Genomic DNA, 25,576 nt, shown 5'->3' on the forward strand with positions numbered 1-25,576 from the left:
GGTCATCTAAATACCACGGTCTTGTGCCCGTTCAGCAGCACGCGGTGTTCGCTGTGCCACTTCACCGCGCGGGCCAGCACCTGGCTTTCGGTGTCGCGGCCCCGCGCGGTGAGATCTTCCACGTCGTCGGTGTGGTCCACGCGGGCCACGTCCTGTTCGATGATCGGGCCTTCGTCCAGGTCGGCCGTCACGTAGTGGGCGGTGGCGCCGATCAGCTTCACGCCGCGGTCATGCGCCTGGTAGTAGGGTTTCGCACCCTTGAAGCTGGGCAGGAAGCTGTGGTGGATGTTGATCGCCTTGCCCGAGAGTTCGCGGCACAGGTCGTTGCTCAGGATCTGCATGTAGCGCGCCAGTACCACCAGCTCGGCGCCCTCGCTGCGGATCACTTCGAGTTGCTTTGCCTCGGCCTGCGCCTTGGTGGCACCCGTCACCGGGATGTGGTGGAAGGGCACGTTGTAGCCGGCAGCGAGCTGGTAGAAGTCGCGGTGGTTGCTCACGATGGCGCGGATGTCCAGCCGCAGCAAACCGCTCTTCCAGCGGAACATCAGGTCGTTCAGGCAATGCCCTTCCTTGCTCACGAAGATCACGGTCTTCATGGGTTCGGCCAGCGGGTGCAGGCTCCAGCGCATGGCAAAGGGCTCGGCAAACAGCTTCAGGTGCGTGCGCAGGTCGTCCTGCGTGAGCTGGCTGCAGGTGAACTGCACCCGCATGAAAAACAGGCCGGTGCCGTGGTCGTTGTACTGGGCGGCTTCTTCGATGTTGCCGCCGCGCTCCAGCAGGAAGCCCGAGACGGCGTGCACGATGCCAGGGCGATCCTGGCAGGACAGGGTGAGGACGTAGGTGTGGTTCATGGCGCCCGCATTGTCGCAGGCCGCCCGGGGTGGGCCCGACCATGGCCGCGGCAGTGGAACCTCCAGCCTGGGCATTCCGGTGCCAGAATCCTGCCACTTGACCACCGACCGCGCCCATCCCGCGCGCCCCAGGAGACCCCGCATGGCCTACACCGAATTCCGCATGGACAACCAGTGGTTGCCCTTCACGCCCAACCGCAGCTTCCAGAAAGACCCGCGCATCTTCGTCGCCGCGGACGGCATGCACTTCACCACGCACGATGGCAAGCAGGTCATCGACGGCATCTCCAGCCTGTGGTGCGTGGGCGCGGGCCACAACCGGAAACCGATCAACGAAGCGATCAAGAAACAGCTCGACACGCTGGACTACGCCACCGCCTTCAGCGTCAGCAACGACAAGGCCTTCCGCGCCGCCGAGATGATCGCCGCCATGGCGCCGGGCGACCTGAACAAGGTGCTGTTCTGCAACTCGGGCAGTGAAGCGGCTGACACCTCGCTCAAGGTGGCGCTGGCCTACCACCGCGCGCGTGGCGAAGGCCATCGCAACCTCTTCATCGGCCGCGAGCGCGGCTACCACGGCGTCAACTTCGGCGGCATGAGCGTGGGCGGCATCCCGGCCAACCGCAAGATGTACGGCTCGGCCCTGCTGCCGCGCGTGGACCACCTGCGTTTCATCCACGACCCGGTGAACCACGCCTACATCCACAACCAGGAGCCGGTCTGGAACGAAGACATCCTGCTGGAGCTGGAAAACCGCCTTCTGCCGCTGCACGACGCCAGCAACGTGGCGGCGGTGATCGTCGAACCCATCGCCGGCAGCGCAGGCTGGTACATCCCGCCGCAGGGTTACCTGAAGCGCCTGCGCGAGATCTGCGACAAGCACGGCATCCTGCTGATCTTCGATGAGGTCATCACCGGCTTCGGCCGCCTGGGCACGGCCTTCGCGTCCGACTACTACGGCGTGATGCCCGATATGTTGAACTTCGCCAAGGCCGTCACCAACGGCGTGATCCCGATGGGCGGTGTGGTCTGCACCGACCGCATTTACGACGCCATGATGGGCGCTCACGGCAGCGCGCCGGACCACGCCATCGAGTTCTTCCACGGCTACACCTACTCGGGCCACCCGGTGGCCTGCGCGGCGGCCATCGCCACGCTGGACCTGTTCCGCGAAGAGAAGCTGTTTGAGCGCGCGGGCGAGATGGCGCCGGTGCTGGGCGACGCGATGCACAGCGCCTTGAAGGGCCTGCCCAACGTGATCAGCATCCGCAGTCTGGGGCTGGCGGCCGCGGTGGAGCTGTCGTCCATCCCCGGCCTGCCGGGCAAGCGCGCGTTCGACATCTTCATGGACTGCTACAAACACGGCGTGCTGGTGCGCAACGCGGGCGAAAACCTGGTGTTCGCGCCGCCGTATATTGTGGAAAAGTCGCACATCGATACCATGGTCAACGTGCTGGCCGACGCGATCAAGCGCCACGCCTGACGCCTTCTTTTCCACCACCCAAGGGAGCCCCGCATGGCCATCATGGATTTCCTGAATCGCCAGTTCATCGACGTCATCGAGTGGGTGGACGACTCGCGCGACACGCTGTCGTTCCGCTTTCCGGACGACGACAAACAAATCAAGAACGAGGCCCAGCTCATCGTGCGCGAGAGCCAGGTGGCGCAGTTCGTCTACGTCGGCCAGTTCGCCGACACGCTGGGCCCGGGCAAACACACCCTCAAGACCGAAAACATCCCCATCCTGGGCGACCTGCTGGGCTGGAAGTACAAGTTCCAGACGCCGTTCAAGGCCGATGTCTATTACGTCACCACGCGCGTTTTCGCCGGCAACAAGTGGGGCACGGCCAACCCGGTGATGATGCGCGACGCCGACTTCGGCGTGGTGCGCATGCGCGCCTTCGGCACCTACGATTTCAAGATCGTCGACCCGGTGCTGTTCCTCAAGGAAGTCGCCGGCACCGACCACCAGTTCCGGCTCGACGAGTTCACCGACGTGATGCGCTCGCGCATCGTCAGCGTGTTCAGCGAAACCCTGGCCGCGGCCAGGGTGCCGGCGCTGGACGTGGCCACGCGCTACGGTGAGCTTGGTGCGGCCCTGCTGGAACCGCTCAACGCCGCGATGCGCAGCAAGTACGGTCTGGAGATGACGTCGTTCGTGGTCGAGAACGTGTCGGTGCCGCCCGAGCTGGAGCAGGCCATCGACAAGCGCGGCGCGATGACCGCGATCGGCAACCTCAATGACTACGTCAAATACAACATGGGCAATGCGCTGGCCGAGGGCAAGGCCGGCACGGCCGGCATCGGCGCCGAACTGGCGGCCGGCCTGGCCATGGGGCAGTCCATGATGCAGGGCGGCATGGGCGCGGCAGCCGCGCCGTCCATGCCCGGCTTCGTTCCCGGGGCTGCGCCGGTTGCCACCGCGGCCGCCGTGCCCGAGCTGCTCACACCCGAGCAGGTGGCGCAGGCCTTGTCGGTGTCGGTGGCCGACGTGTTGCAGGAGCTCGAAGCCGGTAACCTCAAAGGCCGCAAGATCGGCAGCCAGTGGCGCATCGGCCGCCCGGCGCTGGACACGTTCATGCAGGGCTGAGCGTTCCGACGCCGCACGACACCGCCTGTGACCGGTCTTCCCGATACCCTCGCTGCAGCGCCCGAGGCCGAGCGCCGCGCGCAACAGAAATTCGTCTGCCCGGCCTGCGGCGGCGAGGCCCAGTGGCACCCGGGCAAACAGGCACTGCTCTGCGCCTACTGCGGCACCGAGTCGCCCTACCGCATCGAAGCGGCGGGCGATATCCTGGAACACGATCTGGTGGCCGCCCTCAAGGCCGTGCCGCAGAGCGCGCGCGGTCTGCAGCAGGCGCGCCGCCAGGTGCGTTGCCAGCACTGCCAGGCCATCAGCTTCTTCAGCGCCGAGCAGCAAGGTCGGCGCTGCGACTTCTGCGGCTCCACGGCCCTGCTGCCCTTCGACGAGGGGCTGGACGTGATCCGCCCGCAGAGCCTGCTGCCCTTCAAGGTGGCCGAACCCGACGCGCGCAACCGCCTGCGGCAGTGGTATGGCAGCCGCTTCTGGGCGCCGAACGCGCTGAAGCACCGCGCGCTGACCGACACCCTGCAAGGTGTCTACCTGCCGTACTGGACGTTCGACGCGCACGGTGCGGCCCACTACACCGCCGAGGCCGGCACCTACTACCGCGACAGCCAGAACAAGCAGCAGGTGCGCTGGCGCCCGGTCAGCGGCCAGGTGGCCCACCGCTTCGACGACACCCTGGTCTGCGGTTCGCGCGGCGTGCACCCGGCGCTGATGCGCGCCATCGAACCCTTTCCCACCACCAGCGAGCTGCAGGCCTACGACGCCAGCTACCTCAGCGGCTGGACCGTCGAGCGCTACGCCCTCGACCTCGCGGGCGCCGCGCAGCAGGGGCGGGAGCGCATGCTGCAGGGCCTGCGCCAGCTCTGTGCACAGGACATCGCCGCCGACACCCACCGCAACCTGCAACTGGACGCCCGCTTTGACGAACAGACCTTCAAGCACGTGCTGCTGCCGGTCTGGCTGGTGAGCTACCAGTACGGCGCGAAGACTTTCCAGGCGGTGGTCAACGGCTACTCGGGCCAGGTGGCCGGCGAGTACCCCAAGAGCTGGGTCAAGATCGCGCTGGCGGTCCTGCTGGGGCTGGTGCTGCTGGCGGTGTTTGTTTCTCTCGATCAGTAGTCGGGGGCATTCGTGCTCCATGTCGCCGGAGCGTCATCCGGTGGCATGGAACGGTTCAACCCAGGGCACCGCCGGGCCGGCTTTGCCGGACGGCCAGTGCCGCCCCCTTGAGGGGGTAGCGCGAAGCGCTGCGGGGGTGTTTCCTTTCAGCGTCCCATGCTGCGTTTCATGTCGGCGCAGTAATCCCGCGGCGCGCGTGGCGGGCTGCGCCAGACCACGTCGGCGGTGGGCAGCGTCTGGCCGACCGCTTCCTGGGCATCGGCCGCTGGCCGGGCCAGCGCCACCACGACCCGGTGCGCCAGGTCCGGCGGCAGGTGCAAGGGCACGCCCAGGTCGCGCTGCACATGGCCGTTGCCGGCCACCAGCAACACGGTTTGCCCGGGCCGTACCGCGGCGGCGGCGGTGCGGGCCATGGCCTGGTCGCGGGCGATCTGGATGCGGGTCATGGGCGCGATCTGTGGGGCGGGCAACAGATCGCAGTGGCCCTCGCGGATCGCCACGCGCTGGCGCTCCAGCGCTTCGGTGGCCAGCAGCCGGTCCAGTGATTCGTTGCCCATGGCCGCGCGCATGTCGGCGCGGGGCAGGTTGCCACCGAGCACGGGAACCCCGGCGCGCACCGCCGCCATCACCACCGGCGCGTAGATCGGCCAGGGCCAGCCGCCCTGATCGCCGCTCCAGCGCAAAGCCTCGCGCACCTGGGTTTCGCTGGCCTGGCTGGGCAGATCGGTGGTGTGTGTGCCCGCTTCCGACATCTCCAGCACCAGCGCGCTGAGCTGCTGGCGAGCCGCCAGCTGCTGCACCAGCTCGCGCTGCAGCGCCTGGTGTTCCGGGGCGTCGTGCTGTTCGCCCACCAGCAGCAGCGGTGTGGGCATCAGGCGGGTCAACAAGGCGCCGGCCTGCTGGCCGGTGTCCTCCGCCTCGGACACCGCGGTCGGTGTGGGCTGCGGCGGGGCCCCTGCCTCACCCGCCAGCACGGCGCACCACAGGCCCAGACCGGCCCCGAACATGACAGCGCTTCGACAGTTCATGCATGGATACTACGGCCCCGGCCCGCCTGGGTCCGCGTCTTTTCTGGATACCCGAGTGATTTCCCCTTCCCGTTCCCGCCAGGCGTCCGCCTGGCTGCGCCCCATCCTGACCCTGCTGCTGGCCTACGGCGCAGCGCGTCTGTGCGTGTGGTGGCAAACCCCCATTCCCTGGATGATCGGGCCCCTGGTGGTGACATCCCTGGTCTCGGTGCTGGGCGCGCCCACCGCGAGCTGGACGCCCTTTCGCAACGCCGGGCAGTGGGTGATCGGGGCGGCGCTGGGGTTGTACTTCACGCCGGAGGTCGGGGCGCTGGTGGCCGGGCTGTGGTGGGCGATCGCGCTCGGCATCGTCTGGGCCCTGGCACTGGGTCTGGGTTTTGGTGTCTGGCTGCGGCGCGTGCATGCGCAGCACCTGCCGGGCCTGAGCGCTGCGCAGCTGTTTGGCACCACCTATTTCGCGGGCGCCATAGGCGGCGCATCGGAAATGACCCTGATCGCCGAACGGCACGGCGCCCGCACCGACCTCGTGGCAGCCGCCCACAGCCTGCGCGTGCTGCTGGTGACGCTGAGCATCCCGTTTGCCATGCAGGCCTGGGGCGTTAGCGGGCTGGATCTGGCCACGCCCGGCGCTCGCGAGGTGCATGTGCCGGGGCTGGGCTGGCTCGCACTGCTCAGCCTGGCGGGGGCCCTGGGCATGCGAAAGTTCGGGCGCGCCAACCCGTGGTTCATGGGCGCGTTGCTGGTGACCATGGCGCTGACGCTCTCGGGGGTGGTGCTGTCGGCGCTGCCGGGCTGGCTCACGGCCGCGGCCCAGCTCGTGATCGGGGTCAGTCTGGGCGTGCGTTTTACACCGGCTTTTGTGCACACCGCGCCGCGCTGGCTGGCCTCGGTGGCGCTGGCCAGCGGAGTCATGATGCTCTTGTGCGCTGCGTTCGCCTGGCTGCTGGCGCGGTTCACCGGGCTGCACCCGGCGACCCTCGTGCTGGGCACCTCGCCCGGTGGCATCGCCGAAATGGCGATCACGGCCAAGGTGCTGCAGCTCGGGGTGCCTGTGGTGACGGCGTTTCAGGTCTGCCGCCTGGTGGCGGTGCTGGTGCTGGCCGAGCCGGTGTATCGCTGGTGGTCCGCCCAGAGGAGGGCGCGCTGAATGGCGTTGGTTTTTCACGGCACCGGAGCGCCATTCGCAACGCATGAAACTGCGCCTCCCAGGGGCACCGCCGGGCTGGCTTTGCCAGACGGCCAGTGCCGCCCCCCTGGAGGGGGGCTGAGGACCGCGGCTCCAAGCCTGCCTGTGCAGGCTTGGACGGGACGAAGAGGCATCGGCTCCGACGATGCCGCGGCCTGCAAGGCACGCGAAGCGGCGCGGGGGGTGTTGCCTTTCAGTGGCGGAACTGCCCCTGGCGGGTGACGATGGCCAGGTCCACCAGCGACAGGCCGGTGTGGGCGCCATCGCGGTAGCTCACCTTCTGGCCCTCGACCTGCAGGTCGGCGTTTTTCAGGCCGGCCACGAAGCTGGCACGGGTGGGGTTGGGGCCGGCACGCTGCAGCGCTTCGACCAGGGCCCGGGCCGTCATGTAGCCCTCCAGGCTGCCGTAAGAGAGAGCCTTGCCCGGTTTGTGGGCCTTGAAGGCATCCTGGTAAGCCCGGGTGAGCGCGGATTTGCGTTCCCACGGGCTGGGCATCACCTGCGCGAAGATCATGCCGTGCCCCAGCTCACCCAGCTGCCCGGCCAGTTGGGTGGAGCCGGAGTTGACGCCGTAGAACTGCAGGCTCAGGTTCCGGGACTCCGCTTTGCGGATGAGTTTTTCGTAGATACCGATGCCACCGTGGTTGAACACGACCTGCGCGCGGCTGGTGCCGAGCTGTTTCACCAGTGCGTCGATGCCGGCGTCGTCGATGTCCGACTTGAAGGCCAGGTCGGCCACCACCTCCAGCCCCAGGGGCTGGCTGAGCAGGCGCACGTTGTCCAGGTGCTGCTGGCCGGTTTCCGAGTCCGAGCGCAGGAAGGCCACGCGCTGCATGCCCAGGCTCTTGGCGTGCTGCAGCAAGGCGCGGAATTCTTCCTTGTGTTCGGCGCGCACGGGGAACACCAGCGGCTGGTGGGGCATGCGCAGGGTGGGCGAACCCGCCATGGGGCCGAAAAACGGCACCTTGAGTTCGGTGGTGGCCTTCATCACCGCGGTGGACGGGCCGCCTTCGATGGAGCCGAACACGAGGAAGACCTTGTCCTGGGTGATCAGCTGCCGCGCATTGGCTTCGGCCTGGGCCGATTTGTTGTCGTCGTCCAGCACCTTCACCACCACCTTGCGGCCCGCCACACCCCCCTGCTTGTTGACCAGCGAGAGGTAGGTTTCGACGCCGTCCAGCACCGCGGTGCCGTAGTCGTTCTTGCCGCCCTGCAGGGTGATGCTCTGTCCGATCAGCAGTTGCTGCGGACCCACGCCATCTTCCGCCTGGGCACCTGACCAGGCCATCAGAGCCATCAGACCGAAGGCGGGGATCCAGCGGGCGCCAGCTTGGTTCTTCATGGGGGATGCCTCCTGTGTTTCAGTTTACGCGGGTGGTCGCGTCGATGGCAGGTGTTGCCGGGCGCACGCTCCCAGGAATCGGGCCCGGTCGTGAAAAAGCCGACACAAGTGTCGGCTTTCACAGGAGAAGGGTCGGGCACTGTTCAGTGCATGACCACCGGCATCTGGGCCAGTTCGGCGTAGCCTTCCAGCGTGTCTTCCACCTCTTCTTGCGAGGGGGTGTTCTGCTGCCAGGCGGTGATCTGGATCTGGAACATTTCTGCCCAGGAGCCGTCGAGGTAAACCTCTTTGCCCGAGCGTTTGTCCACGATTTCAAAACCGTGGCGCGGGATCTGTGGACCGTCCAGCGACGCAACCTCGCCTTCTTCCATGGCATTGGCCAAGATATGGACCACGGCAAAGGCATCCGAGTCGTAGAGCATGTGCATGACTGAAAAGTCCTTCTAAAAGTGAAACCGTTGTTCCTGTGAACCTTATATCGGCAATTGGCAGGCCAACTGCAGGCTGCTTAGGGTGTTAGATGGGCACGGGTCCTGAAAATTCAATAAGCGTGTGTTTTTCGGCACAGTTCCGCCTTTTGGCCGGGCAGGAACCGGAACAGGCTGGAATCACTGGGCCTGAACGGTGGGCGGCGCCTGCACCTGCGCAGCGGGCAACGAATCCAGCAGCTGGTCCACGAAATCTCCGTTGTGTTCCGTGATGCGCAAGCGCACCGGCAGGTAGCCCAGGGCCGGTGCGAGCCACACCTGCAGCGTCTTGTCGAACTCGCGCCGGGGCGAGCGGGTGAGCAGGCGCGCCTTCAGGGTGCCGGCCGGCAGTTCCAGATCGGTCAGCGGGCCGATCTGGAACTTCCAGTCTTCGGTGTAGCTGGCGTTGCTCACCGGCAGATTCAACGTCTGGCCTTCGGTGTAGGCCGAAGGCTGGGCATGGAACAGCAGGGACAGCTGCAGGCTGACCGACAGCTGGTCCTGGGTACCGGGCACGAGGGCGGCATCGGGCGAGTTCCGGCTGTAGCGGATGCGCTTCGCCTCGTAGTCGAAATGGGCCGCCTTTTCACTGCGGCTGCGGTCACCAAAGCGTTCGGGTGCCAGGCCTTGCGGCGTGATGTGACCGACGCTGGTGTGGACCCGGCTGCCCAGCAGAAAGGCCTTGACCGTCATCTGCGCTTCGTAGCGTTCGCCCTCAATGCGCCAGGTCAACTGGCCATCGGCGTTGTAGTTCAGGCCTTTGTACTGGCCCTTCACCTGGTAGTCCAGCTGGCCGTCGGTGGGCAGGTGCAGGGGGACTGGCGGGGGACCGGACGCCACTGGCGCGGGCTGAACCGGCTCGGAGGCGACGGGTTGTCCGGCCTCTGGCTCGATGGTCGGTGAGGGCGGTGGTTCGGCCAGGACCTCCATCTCGGGGGCTTCCGGAACCGGGTCCATGTCTTCGGGCGTGGCCTCGGCGACCGGTACCTCGGCGACCGGTACCTCGGGCAGCGGTTCCGGTTCGATCACGGCTTCGGGCACCGGTGGCGGTGGTGGACTCGATTTCTTCGGGGCGGGAGGGGGCGGCGGAGGCGGAGGGGGTGGCGGTTTGGGCACGATCCAGCGCACCGTGCTGGTGGTCACCGGCAGCACCGCGTCGGGGACCGGTGTCATTGCAGCCACTTCGGTCGAGGCCTCGGGCGGAGTGGACAGGCCCGGCGTGGACGGCAAAGGCCTTGCCTTGTCGCTCCACCAGACCGGAAAACCGTCGGTGAGCAGGAACAGGTGCAGGGCAAGCACCAGGCCGGTCAGGGCCAATAACACGGACCAGCGCGGTGCGGCATCGGCTGGGCGCATGGCGGGTTGGGCCATCGGCATTCAGGCGGGAGCGCGGTGGCCGAGGTCCGCACTGAGCTGCTGCGCACACCGCAGGAGCGCAGAGGCCGGTGCGCTGTCCCAGCGGGTGTCCAGCGTGGCCACCGAGCCCAGCACCACCAGACCCATGGCCAGGCGTCCCTGAGCGTCGAACACCGGGGCGCAGAAGCCGCCCACACCGGGCAGCAGGCTGTGGACCACTCGGCCCAGACCATGCTGGCGGGTTTCGGCGAGGACGGCCTGCACGTCTTGTGGGGTCTGCGGCACGTCCACCAGCGGCAGGCCGGTGGGGGGCAGTTTTTTCATGCGCGCGAGTTCGTCGCGGATCATCGGCGCGATGCGCTGGCCGTCGCGGCCCTCATGACCGGTGAAGGCGGCAAAACAGCGACCGGTGGCGGAGGTCAGCAGCGGCATCACGTCGCCCAGGCGCAGCGTCACCGGCACGGTTTGCGGTGCTTCCAGCCAGTGCACCATGGTCGGCCCCTGGTTGCCCCACACGGCAATCGCCAGTGTGTGGCCGGTTTCGGCCAGCAGCTGAGGCAGGCGTTCGCGCGCCAGCTTCACGGCATCGATGCGCGAGAGGCTGGCCAGACCCAGCCGCAGCGCGGCGGGGCCGAGGTCGTAACGCGTGCTCACCGGGTCCTGCATCACCAGGCCCATGCGCTGGAAGCTCACGAGGTAGCGGTGCGCCTTGGCGGCGCTCATGCCGGCGGCTGCGGCCAGGTCGCGCAACATCAGCGCACCGGGCGCATCGGACAGGGCGCTGAGCAACTCGAAACCCACTTCCACCGACTGGATGCCCGCCCGGGGGTCGCCGTTTTCAGCGTGGTCGGCATCGGGTACGGCTGACAGGCTGGCGGGGCTGGTTTGCTTGATCGGGGTTTTCGCGGCGGGCATGGTGTGGGTGCAGCGGGTCGGGTGGCGGTCGGCCTGTGGGTCTTTTTGAGGCGGGCCAGCACCGGGATCGGGGCTTTGGTCTAGAATCCGATTTTTACGGATAGGTTAACTGATTTCACTATTCGTAATTTTAGATGCTTCAACCGGGTGCGCCTCAGGTGCCGAACCGGGTAAAACCGAACCCTTCAACGCCCAGCGACAGCAGGAGACTTGCATGAAACTCGCCACTTACAAAGACGGCTCGCGCGACGGACAACTGGTGGTGGTCTCGCGCGACCTCTCGACCGCCCATTATGCGACGGGCATCGCCCACAAGCTGCAGCAGGCACTGGACGACTGGAACTTCCATGCGCCCCAGCTGCATGACCTCTATGTCACCCTCAACCAGGGCAAGGCGCGGCACGCTTTTCCGTTTGATCCGGCCCTGTGCATGGCGCCGTTGCCGCGTGCCTACCAGTGGGCCGACGGCTCGGCTTACCTGAACCATGTGGAGCTGGTGCGCGCCGCACGCAACAGCGAAGTGCCTGACACCTTCTACAGCGACCCGCTGATGTACCAGGGCGGCAGCGACGACTTCATCGGCCCCTGCGACGACGTGGTCGTGCCCAGCGAAGACTTCGGCATCGACTTCGAGGCCGAGATCGCCGTGGTCACGGGCGACGTGCCCATGGGCTGCACGCCCGAGCAGGCGCTCGACGGCGTGCGCCTGCTGATGCTGGTGAACGACGTTTCTTTGCGCAACCTGATTCCGAACGAACTGGCCAAGGGCTTCGGTTTCTTCCAGAGCAAGCCCGCCAGCGCCTTCAGCCCCGTGGCCGTGACGCCCGATGAGCTGGGCGACGCCTGGCAGGGTGGCCGTGTCAACCTGACGCTGCAGAGCACCTGGAACGGCCGCAAGGTTGGCATGTGCGACGCCGGCCCGGAAATGACCTTCCATTTCGGCCAGCTCATCGCTCACATCGGCAAGACCCGCAACGTGCGCGCCGGCTCCATCGTGGGCAGCGGCACCGTCAGCAACAAGGGCATCGAAGTCGACGGCAAGAAGGACTGGCCCAAGGGCTACAGCTGCATCGCCGAAAAGCGCTGCATCGAAACCATTCTGGACGGCAAGCCGTCGACCGAGTTCATGAAGTTCGGCGACACGATCCGCATCGAGATGAAGGGCAAGGACGGCCAGAGCATCTTTGGCGCCATCGACCAGAAGATCGCCCCGCTGGAGGCCTGATACCGTTCGGCGCGGCGGCTCAGCTTCTCAGGTCCGCACGCGCCCGTCGCCGGTGAGCATGGACAGCTCGACGTACTTAGAGGCCACGTGGTTGCTGCCGCTGAAGGACACGTCGAAGCCGCCCATGGCGTAGTTGCGGATGCTCTCCAGCCCGCTGATCAGACCGTCGCGGGTGGGTCGGCCGCCGCTCGCGCGGCGCATGCCTTCGGCAAACAGCTTGGCGGCCATGAACCCTTCCATGCTGGAGAAGTTGGGTTGCACCTTGTTGCCACCCTGCGCGATCAGCGCCAGGAACTCGCGCGTCACGGCGCTCGAAGCCTTGTAGGGCGAAGGCACCACCTGCGAAACCACCACGCCGGCGCCTTCCTTGCCCAGCTCGTCGGCCAGTGCCTGCGTGCCCACGAACGACACGTTGAAGAAGGTGCCTCCAAAGCCCGCCTTGCGCGCCGCCCTGATGTAGGCCGCGCACGAGGTGTAGGCGCTGATCTGTACCACCGCATCGGGCTGGGCAGCGTTGATGGTCTTCACCGCTTCGGCCACGTCGACCGTGTTGCGTTCCACCGTGGCCGTGGCCACCGGCTTGAGACCCAGCGCACCCAGGGCCAGTGTCACGCCGTCCAGACCGGCCTTGCCGTAGGCGTCGTTCTGGTGGAACACGGCGATCTTCTTCAGGCCCAGGTTGGTGAGCTGGCGCACGATCAATGCCGTCTCGTCGTTGTACGAGGCGCGCATGTGAAAGGCCATGCGGTTGAACGGCTGGCGCAGTCCCATGGCGCCGGTGAAAGGGGCAAAGAACGGTGTCTGCGCCTGGGTGGCGAGGGGCAGCGCCACCAGGCTGGTGGGCGTGCCGATGTAGCCAAAGAGGGCAAACACCTCATCGTCCAGCAGCTTGCGGGTGTTCTCCACGCAGCGAGCGGGTTCGTAGCCGTCGTCGAGCTGGCGCAGCTCGATCTGAGTCTGGTTCACGCCGCCCTTCGCATTGAGCTGGTCGAAAAACAGCTTGGCGCCGGCATGGAACTGGATGCCCAGCTGGGCGGCGGCGCCCGTGAACGCAGCCGACTGACCCAGCACGACCCGGTTGCCCGACTGGGCTCTCAGGGCGGGGGTGCCCAGTGCCGCGGCGCCAGCGAGGAGGCCGCTGAAAGCGCGTCGCGATAGACCGGGGGATGTTGCGGTGGAGGTCATGTCGCTGTCCGTCAAGGTGAAGGTTGGGAAGGGCCGATGCGGCGGCGTGGTACCGCCAAGTTCCCGATGCTAGCGTCTGAGGGTGCCCGCTGCGCATCGCCTGGGTCCTGAAAAGTGCCGCTCGTCGATTGCAGCGACGGTTGGCGGCCGGTCAGCCGGCGAAGATCGCGTCCAGCGATGCATATCCCTTGACTTCGATCGGGTTGCCAAACGGGTCGCAGAAGAACATGGTCCATTGCTCGCCGGGCTGGCCTTCGAAGCGCAACTGGGGTTTGAGCACGAAGTCCATGCCCGCTGTTTCCAGGCGGCTGGCGAGCGCCTGCCATGCGGGCAACAGCAGCACCAGGCCGAAGTGCGGCATGGGCACCAGATGTTCACCCACACGGCCGGTGCGCGTGGTCTTGAACGGTTCGCCCAGGTGCAGCGAGATCTGGTGGCTGAAGAAATCAAAATCCACCCAGGTCTCGGTGCTGCGCCCTTCGGCGCAGCCGAGCACACCGCCATAGAAGCGGCGGGCTTCGTCCAGGTCGGTGACGTGGAACGCGAGGTGGAACAGGCTGCGCGCGGGAAGGGTCTGGTGGCTGTGGGTCGGCATCCCGGCAGGATAACAAACCCCCTGCGAATATGCCGTGCAGACGCTGGCGTCGGGCTCAGCGCTGCGTGGGGTCGCCGGCGTTCTGGTCGTGCTTCAGGAAATACTGGCGCGCCATGGCCACCAACTGGCGGTCAGAGGGGTGGTCAGCGGAAACCACATCGACGATGGCGCTGGCGATGTCCTTGTCGTGGCGCTGGCAATGCGCGCGGAACTCGTCCTTGGCCTGTGCCGGGCCGGCGACCAGAATTTCGCGCACGCCCTGGAGCGCCTGTGCGACCTCGTGGTAGAAGTTTTCGTCGGCCGAGTCGTGCCCGCCTTCGGGGGAGTGGCTGCCACCGGCCGCGGGGCCGCGACCGTGCATCAGCTGGTGCGAACCCACATGGCCACCGGTGGCTTTGTGGTGCGAGCGGGACTTGATGCTCTCGGACTCGACATGTTCACGATCAAACATCAGCACATGGGCCTCGCGGCGATCCATCCAGACGACAGCGTGAAAAGTGGGCATGGGAAAACCTCCGAAAAAATAAGTGAAAGGGGCGCGGGGTCGGTGCGGTGGGTGTCAGGCCTGCTCGGCCTTCTCCTGGCAGGCAACGCATCGCAATGCGGTCGGGTTGGCGTGCAGCCGCGCGGCGGCGATGGCAACGCCGCAGTCGATGCACAGGCCGTAGCTGCCGTCGGCGATGCGTTTGAGGGCCTCATCAATCGCCACCAGCTCGGCGGACTCGCGCTCTTCCAGTGCAAAGGCCAGGTCGCGCTCGGTCTCGGCAGTGGCCCTGTCGTCGCTCGCGGACTCGCGCGCTTCGGCTGCCGATTCGGCACGGCCGACCTTACCGCCCCGCTGGGCGCGCAACTGGGCCAGCACCTCGGTGCGCATCTGCTGCAGTTGGCTGGCATAGGTGTCGGAAATGTTCTGGCTCATGCTGACTCCTCTGGATTTTTGAGAGGGGGTTTCCGGAAGAATCTCCCAACCCCACGGACCCATCTTGCGCCTGCTCGCCGGGACGGGTGTTGACACACGTCAAGCGACCTTGGCCGCAAGAGGGCGAGCCGGGCAATCCCCCGGGTAAACACGGCGCAATCGATGGCGGTTTGGTGGGGCAAACGGAGCAGAATCGACGGGACCCTGGCCCGGATTTTGGGCGGGCACGCCCGATTTCAACGGAGAGACCCATGAACACTGTCGACTACAGCCGCTACCAGACGCTCGCCATTGCCCGCCGTGGCCCGCCCGTGGACGGCGTGCCCTCGGTGCTTGACATCCAGATGCGCGCCGACGGACCTGGCGGCAATGGCAAGCTGCCCACCGCCGGCCACGAAGGCCACTGGGAACTGAGCGAGATCTGGCGCGACGTGGGGCGCGACGACAGCGTGCGCTGCGCCGTGCTGCGCGGCAGCGGCCTGGGTTTTTCGGGCGGCGGAGATCTGGCGCTGGTGCAGGACATGGCGACCGACTTCGATGTGCGCACGCGCGTCTGGAAAGAAGCGCGCGACCTGGTCTACAACGTCATCAACTGCGACAAGCCCATCGTCTCCGCCATGCACGGCCCGGCCGTGGGCGCGGGCCTGGTCGCCGGCCTGCTGGCAGACATTTCCATCGCCGCGAAGTCCGCGAAGATCGTCGATGGCCACACCCGCCTGGGTGTGGCGGCGGGCGACCACGCGGCCATCGTCTGGCCGCTGCTCTGCGGGCTGGCCAAGGCCAAGTACTACCTGATGCTGTGCGAGCCCATCAGCGGCGAAGAGGCCGAGCGCATCGGTCTGGTGTCGCTCGCGGTGGACGACGACGCGTTGCTCGACAAGGCCTACGAGGTGGCCGACCGGCTGGCCTCGGGCAGCCAGACCGCGATCCGCTGGACCAAGTATTCGCTGAACAACTGGCTGCGCCAGGCCGGCCCGGCGTTCGACACCTCGCTGGCCCTCGAATTCATGGGTTTTGCCGGACCCGATGTGCGCGAAGGTGTGGCATCCTTGCGTGAGCGCCGCGCCCCACGCTACGGCGTGGACAGCTGAACCGGCGTGCACGCCACCCAGAGACACCCACAGGAGACTCCCATGAGCGACACATCGGGCAGCGGTTTTGGCAAATTCGTTCCGGGTTTCGAGTTCCTGCAGAACCTCGCGGGGCAGGCCGCCGGTGGTGTGGCGCAGGGCCTCGGCAACAGCCTCCCCCAGATGCCCAACCTGAGCCACTGGGTGGCGCCCACCTTCAACGTGGAAGACCTCGAAAAACGCATCGAGGAGCTCAAGGCGGTGCACTTCTGGCTCGACCAGAACAGCAAGGCGCTCGCCGCCACCATCCAGGCGCTGGAAGTCCAGAAGATGACGCTGGCCACCTTGAAGAACATGAATTTCAGCCTGGGTGACGTCGCCAACGCGCTCAAGATCAAGGCCGCCGACACCGTGGCCAGTTTCACGGGCGGCGCCCCGACAGCGGCCCCGGTGCACACCCAGTTCGCCGGCCTGGAAATACCGCCCCGAACCTATGGCACGCCGACACCGCCAGCGGCTTCTGACGATGACGCCGAGGCGGAAGAGGACGAAGACGAGATCGACGAGGACATCGAAGACGAGGAAGACGAAGAACCCGCGCCGCCGCCGGTGTCCCGGTCGCGCAAGACCCGAACGCAGCCCGTTCCCGCTCAACCGGCCGCGCCCGCCGGCGGCGTGATCGACCCGATGCAATGGTGGGGCGCGCTCTCGCAGCAGTTCCAGCACATCGCCACCAACGCCATGAAGGATGTGGCGAAGCAGACGGCGCTGGACAGCACCCGCCAGGTGGCCAGTGGCCTGACCGAGCAGGCCGTGAAAACCGCTACCGGTGTGGCCGGCAAAGTCACGCGGGGCCTGACCGAAACCGTGGCGCGCAACGTGGGCACCGCGGCCGGCATGGGCAAGGCCGCCGCACGCGCCGTCTCCGGTCGCCAGGCGCCCGCCCGACCCGCCGCCAAAAAGGCCGCCCCGAAACCCGCCGCCAAAAAGGCGCCGGCGCGCGTGCGCGCCGCCCAGCCGGCGCCCACCGCTGCGCCCCGCGCCAACCTGGCCCAGCCGCTGTCCACCGGCAACTGGCCCATGCCGACCGCCTTTTTCCCCTTGACCGGGCTCCAGCAGCCCGCCGCAGTGCCCAGAGCTGCAGCTGCACCCAAAGCTGCAGCAACACCCAAGGCCAAAGCCAAGGCACCGGCCCGCAAGGCGGGCACGCGCAGACCCGCTGCCGGCAAGTCGGCGCGCAGCACCGGCCGGCGCTGACGCTGCGCTGAACCCTCCGGCCGTGCCGAGGTCGTATCACCATGAAACCCTTTCCCTACGCCCACGCCACCCATCCCCAGTGGCGCATGGCCGCCGCGCTGGTGCTCGCCCAGTTGCGTGCGCAGCTCGCCTTGCCGGGCGCCGCGCGGGCGCCTTCGCTGGCACTGCTCTACATCACCGACCACTACGCCAGCGAGGCCGAAGCCATCCTCGAACACCTCAGCGCCGAACTGCCCGAAGTGACCGACTGGGCCGGCACGGTGGGGGTGGGCATCGCGGCCAACAACGTCGAGTACTTTGACGAGCCGGCGCTGGCCGTCATGTTGTGCGACCTCAGTCCCGATCAGTACCGCGTGTTCAGCGGCGTGGCGCCGTTGGCGGCCAGCGGGCGCGCGGCCGGGGTGGATGGTTTCGAGGCCCACACCGCGCTGGTGCACGCCGACGGCCACACCCCCGATCTGGCCGAACTGATCACCGAGATGGCCGACCGCACCACCAGCGGCTACCTGTTTGGTGGTCTGGTGGGCAGCCGCAGCGACAGCGTGCAGTTCGCGTTCAGCAGTGCGGGCAACCTGCAAGGGCATGGCGCTTCCAGCGGCGTGTTTCACGGGGGCTTGAGCGGCGTGGCCTTCGGCCCGGGCGTGGACCTGATCTCGCGCGTCACGCAGGGGGCCCAGCCGGTGGACCGCGAACGCACGGTGACGGCCGCCGACGGCAACCTGGTGCTCTCGCTGGACCACGAGCCCGCGCTGGACGTGCTGCTGCGCGAACTCGGCATTTCGCTCGAACAGCCTGAAGCGGCCATGCCGCGCCTGCGCGCCACACTCGTGGGCCTCACGGCGCCGATCGCCGGGGAGGGGGTGCGATCACCGCAGCGGCGCGGCCAGTTCGGCCCCGAAGTCACGGTGCGCCACATCATCGGCCTGGACCCGGGGCGGCGCGGCGTGGCGATTGCCGACGTGGCGCCGGTGGGCAGCCGGCTGGCGTTTTGCGAGCGCAACGTGCAGGCGGCGCGCGCCGACCTGATCCGGGTGTGTGCCGAGGTGCGCGAGGAGCTGGAGCCCGAAGAGCTCAGCCTGCCCCTGGCCACGGCGCTGGAATCGCCGGAGGCCGATGCCGCGCCACAACCCGCGCGCCGCATCGCAGGCGCGGTGTACGTGAGCTGCGCCGGCCGCGGCGGACCACACTTTGGCAGCCCGAGCGCCGAACTGCAGATCGTGCGGCGCGCGCTGGGCGATGTGCCCCTGGTCGGATTTTTTGCCGGCGGCGAGATCGCGCACCACCGGCTCTACGGCTACACCGGCGTGCTGACCGTGTTCACCATGCCGGTGGCCTGAACCGAAACACTCCCGCAGCGCTTCGTGCTACCCCTCAAGGGGGCGGCGCTGGCCGTCCGGCAGCGCCGGACCGGCGATGCCCCAGGGCTGTTCCGTTTCATGCGTTGCGGTCGGGCTCTCAGGTGGGAGCAACCCGGGCCCGGGCGTGGCCGGCGCCGGGGCCGCGCGCCCGCTTCAGCAGGAACAGCACGATGCCGACGTTGAGCAGGTTGAAGCCGATGCCGTTGAGGAAGGCGGCCTGGTAGGAGCCGGTCAGGTCGAAGATCGCGCCCGACATCCAGCCGCCCAGCGCCATGCCGAACAGCGTGGCCATCAACACCGTGCCCACGCGCGCGCCGGCCTGGGCGGGCGAGAAGTGTTCGCGCACGATCAGCGCGTAGCTTGGCACGATGCCGCCCTGGAACAGGCCGAACAGGCCCGAGATCAGGTACAGCGGCACCAGGCCGTCGAAGGGCAGGAACATCAGCAGCGCCACGCCCTGCAGCACCGAGCCCAGCAGCAGGGTGCGCAGGCCACCGATGCGGTCGGAGATCCAGCCCGAGATCAGCCGGCTGGCGATGCCCATGCCCAGCATGACCGAGAGCATCTCCGCGCCCCGCGCAGCGCCAAAACCCAGGTCGGTGCAATAGGCCACGATGTGCACCTGCGGCATCGACATCGCCACGCAGCACGAGACCCCGGCCACGCACAGCAGGGCCTGCAGCGTGCCGGGCGAGAGCCCGAGCGGGCGTTCGCCGTGCTGGGGTGCGCCGGGTTGCGTGGCGGTGACCGGCTGCGGTGCGGGCATGTCCGGCGGGCGGCGCCGCAGCACCAGCGCCAGCGGCAGCATCACCAGCAGGCAGAACACGCCGATGCCGGTGTAGGCCTGGCGCCAGCCGCCGTTGTCGATGAAATGCTGGATCACCGGCGGCCAGACGGCGCCGGCCAGGTAGTTGCCGCTCATGCAGATCGCCAGCGCGATGCCTCGGCGGCGGGTGAACCAGCGCGAGGTGTCGGCCACCAGCGGCGCAAACGTGGCCGAGGTGCCCAGCAGCCCGATCAGGATGCCCTGCGCCAGGCTGAACTGCCACAGGCTCTGGGCCGCGCCCGCGGCGATGAAACCCAGGCCCAGCCCCACCGCGCCGCCCAGCACCGGCACCATCACGCCGAAGCGGTCGGACAGGCGGCCCATGAGGATGCCGCCCAGACCAAAGCCCACCATGGTCAGCGTGTAGGGCAGCGAGGCGTCGCCGCGCGCGACGTCAAAGTCGGCCTGGATGCGTGGCAGCACCACCGTGACCGAATACATGCCCGCGCCCCCCAGCGTCATCAGCGCCAGCGACACCACGAGCCGGAACCACGCGTAGGGCGATTCGGTGGCGGCGGCGGGCGGGGCCGGGTTCATGGGGCGGGGGAGGGGGCGCCGGGTTCGGCTGCGGGTTCGGTGGCGGGCGCGTCGACCGTGGTCTCGGGGCTTGTCGGGGCCGTCGGGGTGGCCGGGCGGCTCAGCCGGGCCCGTGCGCGCTCCAGCGTGCGGTTGGCGTCGAGCACGTGCAGGCCGTACATGTCGGCGAACTCGTTGAGCGTTTTTCCGCTGGCATCGAAGGCGCGCAGCAGGGCTTCTTCGCGCGCTTCGCGCGTTGCGGCAACGGTCAGCGCGTCGTGGGTGAGCTGGTTCACTTCCTCGTCGCGCCCGCGCACGCGCTCGGCGTAGGCGTCGCGCGGCAGGCCCGAGGCTTCATAGGCCTGCAGGATGCGCTGGCGCAGCTTGGGGCGCAGGTCTTCGCGGCTGCGCGCGCCGCGGCGGCGGAAGACCTCGATCAGCGCGTGGTGCACCTGTTCGGGCGTGAGGTCTTCCACCGGCTCACCGGCCAGGTTGTGGCGCCGCAGGCCCGATGCCACCACCGTCAGGTAGCGGGTCGAGCGCGCGTGCAGCGCCAGCGCGGCCTTGAGACTGTCTTTGTCCAGCGCCTCCGGGTGGGCCGCCAGCAGATCTTCGAAGATGCCGCGCTTGAGCGGCAGCAGCGTCTCGCCAAACAGCGCGGGGTAGAGCGTGGCCAACTGGTCCAGCACCGGGTGCTGGCGCGCGGGCGCCTGGCCCGCGGGGCGCTCGGCGGCCGGGCGCTGCGGGCGGCGACCGCGGTTCGGACGCTGGCCGCGCGGTGCGGCGCCGGTGGGCTCGGAGGCGCTGGCTTCAGCGGGTGCCGCAGCGGTGTGGTCGGGCGTGTCGTTGGCGGGTGCGTTCATGGAGGCGTGCGGAGCAGGAAAAGAAGTGGGCCCACATCTGGGCAAGGCCCGACATCATGCCAGCGCTGGCGGCAGCGCGTCTGTGGGGAAACCATCACCGCCTCAACTTGCCGAAAGCCTCGAACTCCCATTCGCGCATCGCCAGCACCAGCGTGTAGCCTTCCCGGTCTTTCTCGGCCAGCTTCTGGTCGGTCTGGTGCTGCTGGGCAAAGTCCTGTGCCACGCGCTGCAGCCGCTCCACGAAGATGGGTGCGAGTGCGCGGCTGATCGAGCCGTGCACCAGCAGCAGGCCCTCGCCCGAGCCGTCGAAGCCGCCGGCGAAATAGTCGAGCAGGGCGTGGTCGCGGAAGTAGTTCATCACCGGGCCGTGCGGCCGCCAGCGAAAGGTCTTGGCGAGCTTGAGGCGGTAGCGGTTGAGCGGGCGCAGCTCGATGATGCCGATGCGGTCGAGCTGCGCCAGGCAGGTCACGCACTCGGCCTCGCTGAGCCGGTAGGCCGCGGTGATCTGCTCCAGCGTCCACTGGCTGAGCACACAGATCGCGACCAGCAGCAGCTTCTTGTCGGCCACCACGGCGCGCTCCTGTTCGGCCGTCATCTCGCGCAGCAGCGGCTGGGCGTCGGCCACGCGGCGCGCGAGATCGGCGAAGTCCAGCCGCAGCGCGCGGCAGATCTCGTCCACGCGCGAGAGCGACATGTCGCCCTTGGCCAGCATGCGCTTCACGCTCGATTCCGCCATGCCCATGGCCCGCGCCAGGTCGGCGTAGGTCATCTGCGCGGTCTTGAGTTCCTTCTTCAGGGCGGTGACCAGGTCCTGGATGGTGCTCATGGGAAATGCCTTCGTGCTGTGCATTGCGGCGCGGGCTGGTTTGGTGCGGCGCGGCGCTCATGGGTATCGAATATCGATACCTTTGGTTGGACGTTGGAGCACTGTATCGGAATTTGACCCGTTTTGGCGCCCACCGGTCAGACACTGCGCCCCGGTCTCGCCCTTTGTCCCTGTGTTTCACCGGCCCATGCGCCACCGGAGTGCCGATATGTCCTTGTCCGCCCGATCTGTCACCCGCCGACCCACCACCCTGTGTGTGCTGCGATCCATGCCCCTGGCGCCGGTCGGGCAGCGGCTGGTGACCCTGGGCACCGCGTTGCTCGTGCTCTGGCTGCTGGCCGTGATCGCCGGGCCGGCCCTGCTGGCGCACAGCGGTCTGGCGCTCAACGCCCACGGCCCCGCCGCGCTGCATGCCCACGGCCACCCGTTCGTGGACGCCCGAAGCCTCTGGGGTGTGCCCAACTTCATGGACGTCTGGACCAACGGGGCGATGGTGGTCGCCGCTCTGCTGGGCGGGTGGGCGCTGTTGCGCGGTGGCCCCTGGGCGCCGGGCACCCGGCTGGCGCTGGCCGTGTTCTTCGGCGGTCTGCTGGCCACGGGTTTCGGCTCCGCCTGGTACCACTGGGCCCCCGATGCCCACGGCCTGGTGCTTGACCGCATGGGCATGGCGGTCACCTTCGCCGGTGCGCTGGCGCTGGCGGTGGCCGAGCGCGTGGGGCAGAAACCCGCGGCATGTGTGATGCGCCTGACGCTGGTGGTGGCGCTGCTCTCGGCCGCGATGCCGCTCACCCACGGCAATGTGTTGCCCTGGGCCGTGGTGCAGTTCGGCGGCATGGCGCTCATGGCCTGGCTCGCCCTGCACAAACCCAGGGCCGGCGCTCTGGGGGTGCGCCTCGGCGTGCTGATCGGCCTGTATGCGCTGGCCAAGCTGCTGGAGCTGGGCGACGAAGCCGTTTTTCACGCCACCGGCGACGGGGTGTCGGGCCACAGCCTCAAGCACCTGGTGGCCGGTCTGGCCGCCTGGCCGGTGCTGCGGGCGATGCGGCAGAATGCGCGGGCAACGGGCCGCGGCGCGGCGCCCTCGGAACCATGATCACAAGAATTCTGGAGGAGATCCGCATGAGCAGCCCAGCCACCACGTCCGCCGGGGTCCCCACGGCCCCCACCGGCCATGCCAGTCCCGGCGCCCATGAGGGCGGCCAGTTTTCACTGCTGGGCCAGCGCCGCTTCGCCCCCTTCTTCTGGACGCAGTTTCTCGGCGCGGCCAACGACAACCTGTTCAAGTTCGCCTTCACCGTGCTGGTGACCTACCAGCTGCAGGTGCAGTGGCTGCCGGCCGACCTGGCCGGGCTGGTGATCGGGGCGCTGTTCATCCTGCCCTTTCTGCTCTTCTCCGCCACCAGTGGCCAACTGGCCGACAAGCTCGACCGCCGCTGGCTGTTCATCTGGCTCAAGCGCATCGAGATGGGCATCATGGCCATCGCCGCCTGGGGCTTCTTTGTGCAGAACATCCCGGTGCTGCTGGCCTGCATCTTCCTCATGGGCTTGCAGTCCACCGTGTTCGGCCCGGTCAAGTTCGCCTACCTGCCGCAGCACCTGAGCGAACGCGAGCTCACCGGTGGCAACGGCATGGTCGAAATGGGCACCTTCGTCGCCATCCTGCTCGGCAACGTGGCGGGTGGCCTGATCATCGCCGTGCCCGAGATCGGCGCGCACCACGTGGGCTTCACCTGCGTGGCGCTGGCCGTGCTGGGCCGTGTGGCGGCGCACCACATCCCCGCGTCACCGGCCATGGACCCGGGGCTGGTCATCAACTGGAACCCCCTCACCGAAACCTGGCGCAACCTGCAACTGGCCCGCCAGACCACGGTGGTGTTCCGCTCGGTGCTCGGCATCAGCTGGATGTGGTTCTTTGGCGCCGTGTTTCTCAGCCTCTTTCCCGCGTTCGCCAAAGACGTGCTGCACGGCGACGAACAGGTGGCTTCGCTGCTGCTGGTGGTGTTCTCCATCGGCATCGGCACCGGCTCGCTGCTGTGTGAAGTGCTCAGCCGCCGCCATGTGGAGATCGGCCTCGTGCCGCTCGGCGCCATCGGCATGACCGTGTTCTCGGTTGACCTGTATTTCGCCACCCGCGGACTGCCGCCCGCCAGCGGCCTGGGTCTGGGCGCCTTCATGGCCGACGCGGCGCACTGGCGCGTGCTCGCCGACCTGGCCCTGCTCAGCCTGTTCGCCGGGCTCTACAGCGTGCCCATGTACGCGCTGATCCAGATGCGCAGCCAGCCCACGCACCGCGCCCGCATCATCGCCGCCAACAACATCCTCAACGCGCTGTTCATGATCGCCAGCGCGCTGATCGCCGGGGCCTTGCTCCAGGCCGGTTTCACCATCCCGCAGATGTTCCTCTTCGTCGGCCTGGCCAACGCCGTGGTCGCGTTCTACATCTTCATGCTCGTGCCCGAGTACCTGCTGCGCTTCGTGGCCTGGGTGCTCTCGCGCTTCGTCTACCGCTTCAAGGTGGTGGGCGACGAACACATCCCCATCCAGGGCGCGGCCGTCATCGTCTGCAACCACGTGAGCTTTGTCGACGCCGTGTTGCTCATGGCCGCCAGCCCACGGCCCATCCGCTTCCTGATGGACCACCGCATTTTCAAGGTGCCGGTGCTCGGCTGGCTGTTCAGGCTGGCCAAGGCCATCCCCGTGGCACCGCAGAAAGAAGACCCCGCCGCCTACGAAGCCGCGTTTGCCGCCGCCGCCCAGGTGCTGCGCGAAGGCGACCTGCTCGGCATCTTCCCCGAAGGCGGCATCACCCGCGACGGCACCCTGCAACCCTTCAAAGGTGGCATCGCCAAGATCCTCGCGCAGGCACAGGCCGACGGTGTGCCGGTCAGCGTCATCCCCATGGCGCTCACCAACTTGTGGGGCTCGTACTTCAGCCGCGTTGAGCTGGCGGGCGGCGAACCCACCGCCATGGTCAAACCGTTCCGGCGCGGCGTGTTCAGCCGCGTGGGGCTGAATGTGGGCGAACCGGTGAAAGCTGGAGCGGTGACGCCAGAGGCCTTGAGGGATCGGGTGGCGGGCCTTCTCGGCAACTGAGCTGCCTTGGCCGGCGGCCTGCACAGCGGGCGCCCGATTCAACCGGGCGTTGGGGGGTGATCGGCGCCACAGGTCTCCAGAACCACTCGGCGCAACCACATGTGTGCCGGGTCCGCCTGTTGCCGCGGGTGCCAGAACAGGGAAATGGAGAATGCCGGCACGGGGAATGGCAGCGCGAAGCTGTGCAGATCGCCTCGAAGGTTTTCAGTGTGGCGCTCGGGCACGCAGGCGATCAGGTCGGTGCCGCGTGCGAGCGCCAAGGCTGCGACGAAGCCGCTGGTGATGGTGGTCACGTTGCGCTGCCATCCGAGGGGTGCCAGCGCAACGTCGACCGGGCCACCGACCACACCGCGCCTTGAGACGGCGATGTGGCGACCTTGCGCGAATCGCTCCGTCGTGATGGGCGCTTCGTGTTGCAGCGGATGCCCGTTGCGCACCACGCCGATCCAGCGGTCGCGGAACAGGGCCTGCGCGCGGATTTCCGGCCCCATCGTGGCGCCCACCACCCCGGTTTCCAGATCGACCGCCCCATCCCGCAGTGCCGTGCTGCTCTTGTCGGGTTTCTGCACAAAACACAGGCGCACATTCGGCGCCTCTTCGGCGACACGCTGGATCAGCGCTGCGCCGAAGTTTTCGACAAACCCCTCACTGCTGCGCAGCGTGAACATCCGGGCCAGTTCGCTCAGCTTGAGGGCGTTCAGGGGGCGCATGACCGCCTCGATCTCCTGCACCAGGGGGCCGATGCGCTCTCGCAGTTCCAGCGCGCGGGGCGTGGGCACCAGGCCGCGCCCGGCCCTGACCAGCAGCGCGTCCCCCGTGGTTTCGCGCAGGCGGGCCAATGCCCGGCTCATCGCCGAGGGACTCAGCTTCAGCCGTTGGGCGGCGCCGGCGACGTTCTGTTCGGACAGCAGCACGTCCAGGGTCAACAGCAGGTTGAAGTCGAGCGAGGTCATGCCGGAAACATAGCACGCAAGCCCCACGCATGGCGT

The 25,576-nt window shown here is 67.9% G+C and carries 24 protein-coding genes; 10 read left to right on the forward strand and 14 right to left on the reverse strand.

Going from position 1 to position 25,576, the window contains the following annotated elements:
* Window positions 1-2: 2 nt before the first annotated feature.
* Window positions 3-851: a formyltetrahydrofolate deformylase gene (gene purU, locus AC23D4_RS17170; protein WP_472886794.1), complete on the reverse strand. Its 849-nt coding sequence runs from the start codon at window positions 849-851 to the stop codon at window positions 3-5.
* A gap of 142 nt (window positions 852-993) precedes the next feature.
* Between purU and aptA the strand changes: the two genes are divergently transcribed.
* From aptA to AC23D4_RS17185, 3 genes are read left to right on the forward strand one after another with little or no spacing between them, the layout of a single operon-like run.
* Window positions 994-2,334 (forward strand): omega-aminotransferase AptA, encoded by a 1,341-nt coding sequence (gene aptA / locus AC23D4_RS17175; RefSeq protein ID WP_472886795.1) that lies wholly within the window; start codon window positions 994-996, stop codon window positions 2,332-2,334.
* Window positions 2,335-2,367: 33 nt separating this feature from the next.
* A complete protein-coding gene (locus tag AC23D4_RS17180; RefSeq protein WP_472886796.1) occupies window positions 2,368-3,441 on the forward strand; it encodes an SPFH domain-containing protein in 1,074 nt (357 codons plus the stop codon).
* A gap of 27 nt (window positions 3,442-3,468) precedes the next feature.
* Complete coding sequence (locus tag AC23D4_RS17185) at window positions 3,469-4,560, forward strand: zinc ribbon domain-containing protein (RefSeq protein WP_472886797.1); 1,092 nt, start codon at window positions 3,469-3,471, stop codon at window positions 4,558-4,560.
* Window positions 4,561-4,706: 146 nt separating this feature from the next.
* On the opposite strand, the gene AC23D4_RS17190 is transcribed toward AC23D4_RS17185, so the two are convergent.
* Window positions 4,707-5,567 (reverse strand): ChaN family lipoprotein, encoded by an 861-nt coding sequence (locus AC23D4_RS17190; protein WP_487623636.1) that lies wholly within the window; start codon window positions 5,565-5,567, stop codon window positions 4,707-4,709.
* 76 nt (window positions 5,568-5,643) lie between these two features.
* Between AC23D4_RS17190 and AC23D4_RS17195 the strand changes: the two genes are divergently transcribed.
* Complete coding sequence (locus AC23D4_RS17195; RefSeq protein ID WP_472886799.1) at window positions 5,644-6,735, forward strand: AbrB family transcriptional regulator; 1,092 nt, start codon at window positions 5,644-5,646, stop codon at window positions 6,733-6,735.
* Window positions 6,736-6,967: 232 nt separating this feature from the next.
* Here AC23D4_RS17195 and AC23D4_RS17200 read toward each other — a convergent pair whose 3' ends face one another.
* The 4 genes from AC23D4_RS17200 to AC23D4_RS17215 all read right to left on the reverse strand — a co-directional run bounded on the left by AC23D4_RS17200 (window position 6,968) and on the right by AC23D4_RS17215 (window position 10,854).
* Window positions 6,968-8,116, reverse strand: coding sequence for an ABC transporter substrate-binding protein (locus tag AC23D4_RS17200; RefSeq protein WP_472886800.1), 1,149 nt, complete (start codon window positions 8,114-8,116; stop codon window positions 6,968-6,970).
* Between the two features lie 143 nt (window positions 8,117-8,259).
* The gene (locus AC23D4_RS17205; protein WP_472886801.1) at window positions 8,260-8,544 is read right to left on the reverse strand and encodes a BTH_I0359 family protein; all 285 of its coding nucleotides are present in this window, start codon (window positions 8,542-8,544) and stop codon (window positions 8,260-8,262) included.
* A gap of 180 nt (window positions 8,545-8,724) precedes the next feature.
* The gene (locus tag AC23D4_RS17210; protein ID WP_487623637.1) at window positions 8,725-9,954 is read right to left on the reverse strand and encodes a DUF3108 domain-containing protein; all 1,230 of its coding nucleotides are present in this window, start codon (window positions 9,952-9,954) and stop codon (window positions 8,725-8,727) included.
* A gap of 6 nt (window positions 9,955-9,960) precedes the next feature.
* Entirely contained in the window at window positions 9,961-10,854 is an 894-nt protein-coding gene (locus tag AC23D4_RS17215; protein ID WP_472886803.1) for an IclR family transcriptional regulator, read from the reverse strand.
* 214 nt (window positions 10,855-11,068) lie between these two features.
* Here AC23D4_RS17215 and AC23D4_RS17220 point away from each other — a divergent pair, with 214 nt between their 5' ends.
* Complete coding sequence (locus AC23D4_RS17220; protein ID WP_472886804.1) at window positions 11,069-12,079, forward strand: fumarylacetoacetate hydrolase family protein; 1,011 nt, start codon at window positions 11,069-11,071, stop codon at window positions 12,077-12,079.
* A 27-nt stretch (window positions 12,080-12,106) separates the two neighbouring features.
* Here AC23D4_RS17220 and AC23D4_RS17225 read toward each other — a convergent pair whose 3' ends face one another.
* From AC23D4_RS17225 to AC23D4_RS17240, 4 genes are all read right to left on the reverse strand, one after another.
* Window positions 12,107-13,264, reverse strand: a complete 1,158-nt coding sequence (locus AC23D4_RS17225) for an ABC transporter substrate-binding protein (RefSeq protein ID WP_472886805.1) — start codon at window positions 13,262-13,264, stop codon at window positions 12,107-12,109.
* Between the two features lie 151 nt (window positions 13,265-13,415).
* On the reverse strand, window positions 13,416-13,859 hold the full coding sequence (locus AC23D4_RS17230; protein ID WP_472886806.1) for a VOC family protein: 444 nt from the start codon (window positions 13,857-13,859) through the stop codon (window positions 13,416-13,418).
* 55 nt (window positions 13,860-13,914) lie between these two features.
* A complete protein-coding gene (locus tag AC23D4_RS17235; RefSeq protein ID WP_472886807.1) occupies window positions 13,915-14,364 on the reverse strand; it encodes a hypothetical protein in 450 nt (149 codons plus the stop codon).
* A 54-nt stretch (window positions 14,365-14,418) separates the two neighbouring features.
* Window positions 14,419-14,778 (reverse strand): TraR/DksA family transcriptional regulator, encoded by a 360-nt coding sequence (locus AC23D4_RS17240; RefSeq protein ID WP_472886808.1) that lies wholly within the window; start codon window positions 14,776-14,778, stop codon window positions 14,419-14,421.
* A gap of 251 nt (window positions 14,779-15,029) precedes the next feature.
* Here AC23D4_RS17240 and AC23D4_RS17245 point away from each other — a divergent pair, with 251 nt between their 5' ends.
* From AC23D4_RS17245 to AC23D4_RS17255, 3 genes are read left to right on the forward strand one after another with little or no spacing between them, the layout of a single operon-like run.
* Window positions 15,030-15,869 carry an enoyl-CoA hydratase/isomerase family protein gene (locus AC23D4_RS17245; RefSeq protein WP_472886809.1) on the forward strand — a complete coding sequence of 280 codons (840 nt, stop codon included), beginning with the start codon at window positions 15,030-15,032 and terminating at the stop codon, window positions 15,867-15,869.
* A 42-nt stretch (window positions 15,870-15,911) separates the two neighbouring features.
* A complete protein-coding gene (locus AC23D4_RS17250; protein ID WP_472886810.1) occupies window positions 15,912-17,105 on the forward strand; it encodes a PhaM family polyhydroxyalkanoate granule multifunctional regulatory protein in 1,194 nt (397 codons plus the stop codon).
* Between the two features lie 41 nt (window positions 17,106-17,146).
* The gene (locus tag AC23D4_RS17255) at window positions 17,147-18,442 is read left to right on the forward strand and encodes an FIST signal transduction protein (RefSeq protein WP_472886811.1); all 1,296 of its coding nucleotides are present in this window, start codon (window positions 17,147-17,149) and stop codon (window positions 18,440-18,442) included.
* A gap of 118 nt (window positions 18,443-18,560) precedes the next feature.
* Here the strand turns inward: AC23D4_RS17255 and AC23D4_RS17260 are convergent, their stop codons facing one another.
* The 3 genes from AC23D4_RS17260 to AC23D4_RS17270 all read right to left on the reverse strand — a co-directional run bounded on the left by AC23D4_RS17260 (window position 18,561) and on the right by AC23D4_RS17270 (window position 21,494).
* Window positions 18,561-19,826, reverse strand: a complete 1,266-nt coding sequence (locus AC23D4_RS17260) for an MFS transporter (protein WP_472886812.1) — start codon at window positions 19,824-19,826, stop codon at window positions 18,561-18,563.
* Window positions 19,823-20,668: a ProQ/FinO family protein gene (locus tag AC23D4_RS17265; RefSeq protein WP_472886813.1), complete on the reverse strand. Its 846-nt coding sequence runs from the start codon at window positions 20,666-20,668 to the stop codon at window positions 19,823-19,825. The genes AC23D4_RS17260 and AC23D4_RS17265 overlap by 4 nt, the downstream gene beginning before the upstream one ends.
* 94 nt (window positions 20,669-20,762) lie before the next feature.
* Window positions 20,763-21,494: a helix-turn-helix domain-containing protein gene (locus AC23D4_RS17270; protein WP_472886814.1), complete on the reverse strand. Its 732-nt coding sequence runs from the start codon at window positions 21,492-21,494 to the stop codon at window positions 20,763-20,765.
* Between the two features lie 208 nt (window positions 21,495-21,702).
* On the opposite strand from AC23D4_RS17270, the gene AC23D4_RS17275 reads away from it, so the two are divergent.
* Together AC23D4_RS17275 and AC23D4_RS17280 are read left to right on the forward strand one after the other, a co-directional pair.
* Window positions 21,703-22,587 carry a hypothetical protein gene (locus AC23D4_RS17275; protein WP_472886815.1) on the forward strand — a complete coding sequence of 295 codons (885 nt, stop codon included), beginning with the start codon at window positions 21,703-21,705 and terminating at the stop codon, window positions 22,585-22,587.
* Window positions 22,588-22,613: 26 nt separating this feature from the next.
* Window positions 22,614-24,587, forward strand: coding sequence for an MFS transporter (locus AC23D4_RS17280; RefSeq protein WP_472886816.1), 1,974 nt, complete (start codon window positions 22,614-22,616; stop codon window positions 24,585-24,587).
* 38 nt (window positions 24,588-24,625) lie between these two features.
* Here AC23D4_RS17280 and AC23D4_RS17285 read toward each other — a convergent pair whose 3' ends face one another.
* On the reverse strand, window positions 24,626-25,540 hold the full coding sequence (locus AC23D4_RS17285) for a LysR family transcriptional regulator (RefSeq protein ID WP_472886817.1): 915 nt from the start codon (window positions 25,538-25,540) through the stop codon (window positions 24,626-24,628).
* Window positions 25,541-25,576 lie beyond the last annotated feature (36 nt).

This window comes from Hydrogenophaga sp. L76 (genome assembly GCF_057654755.1).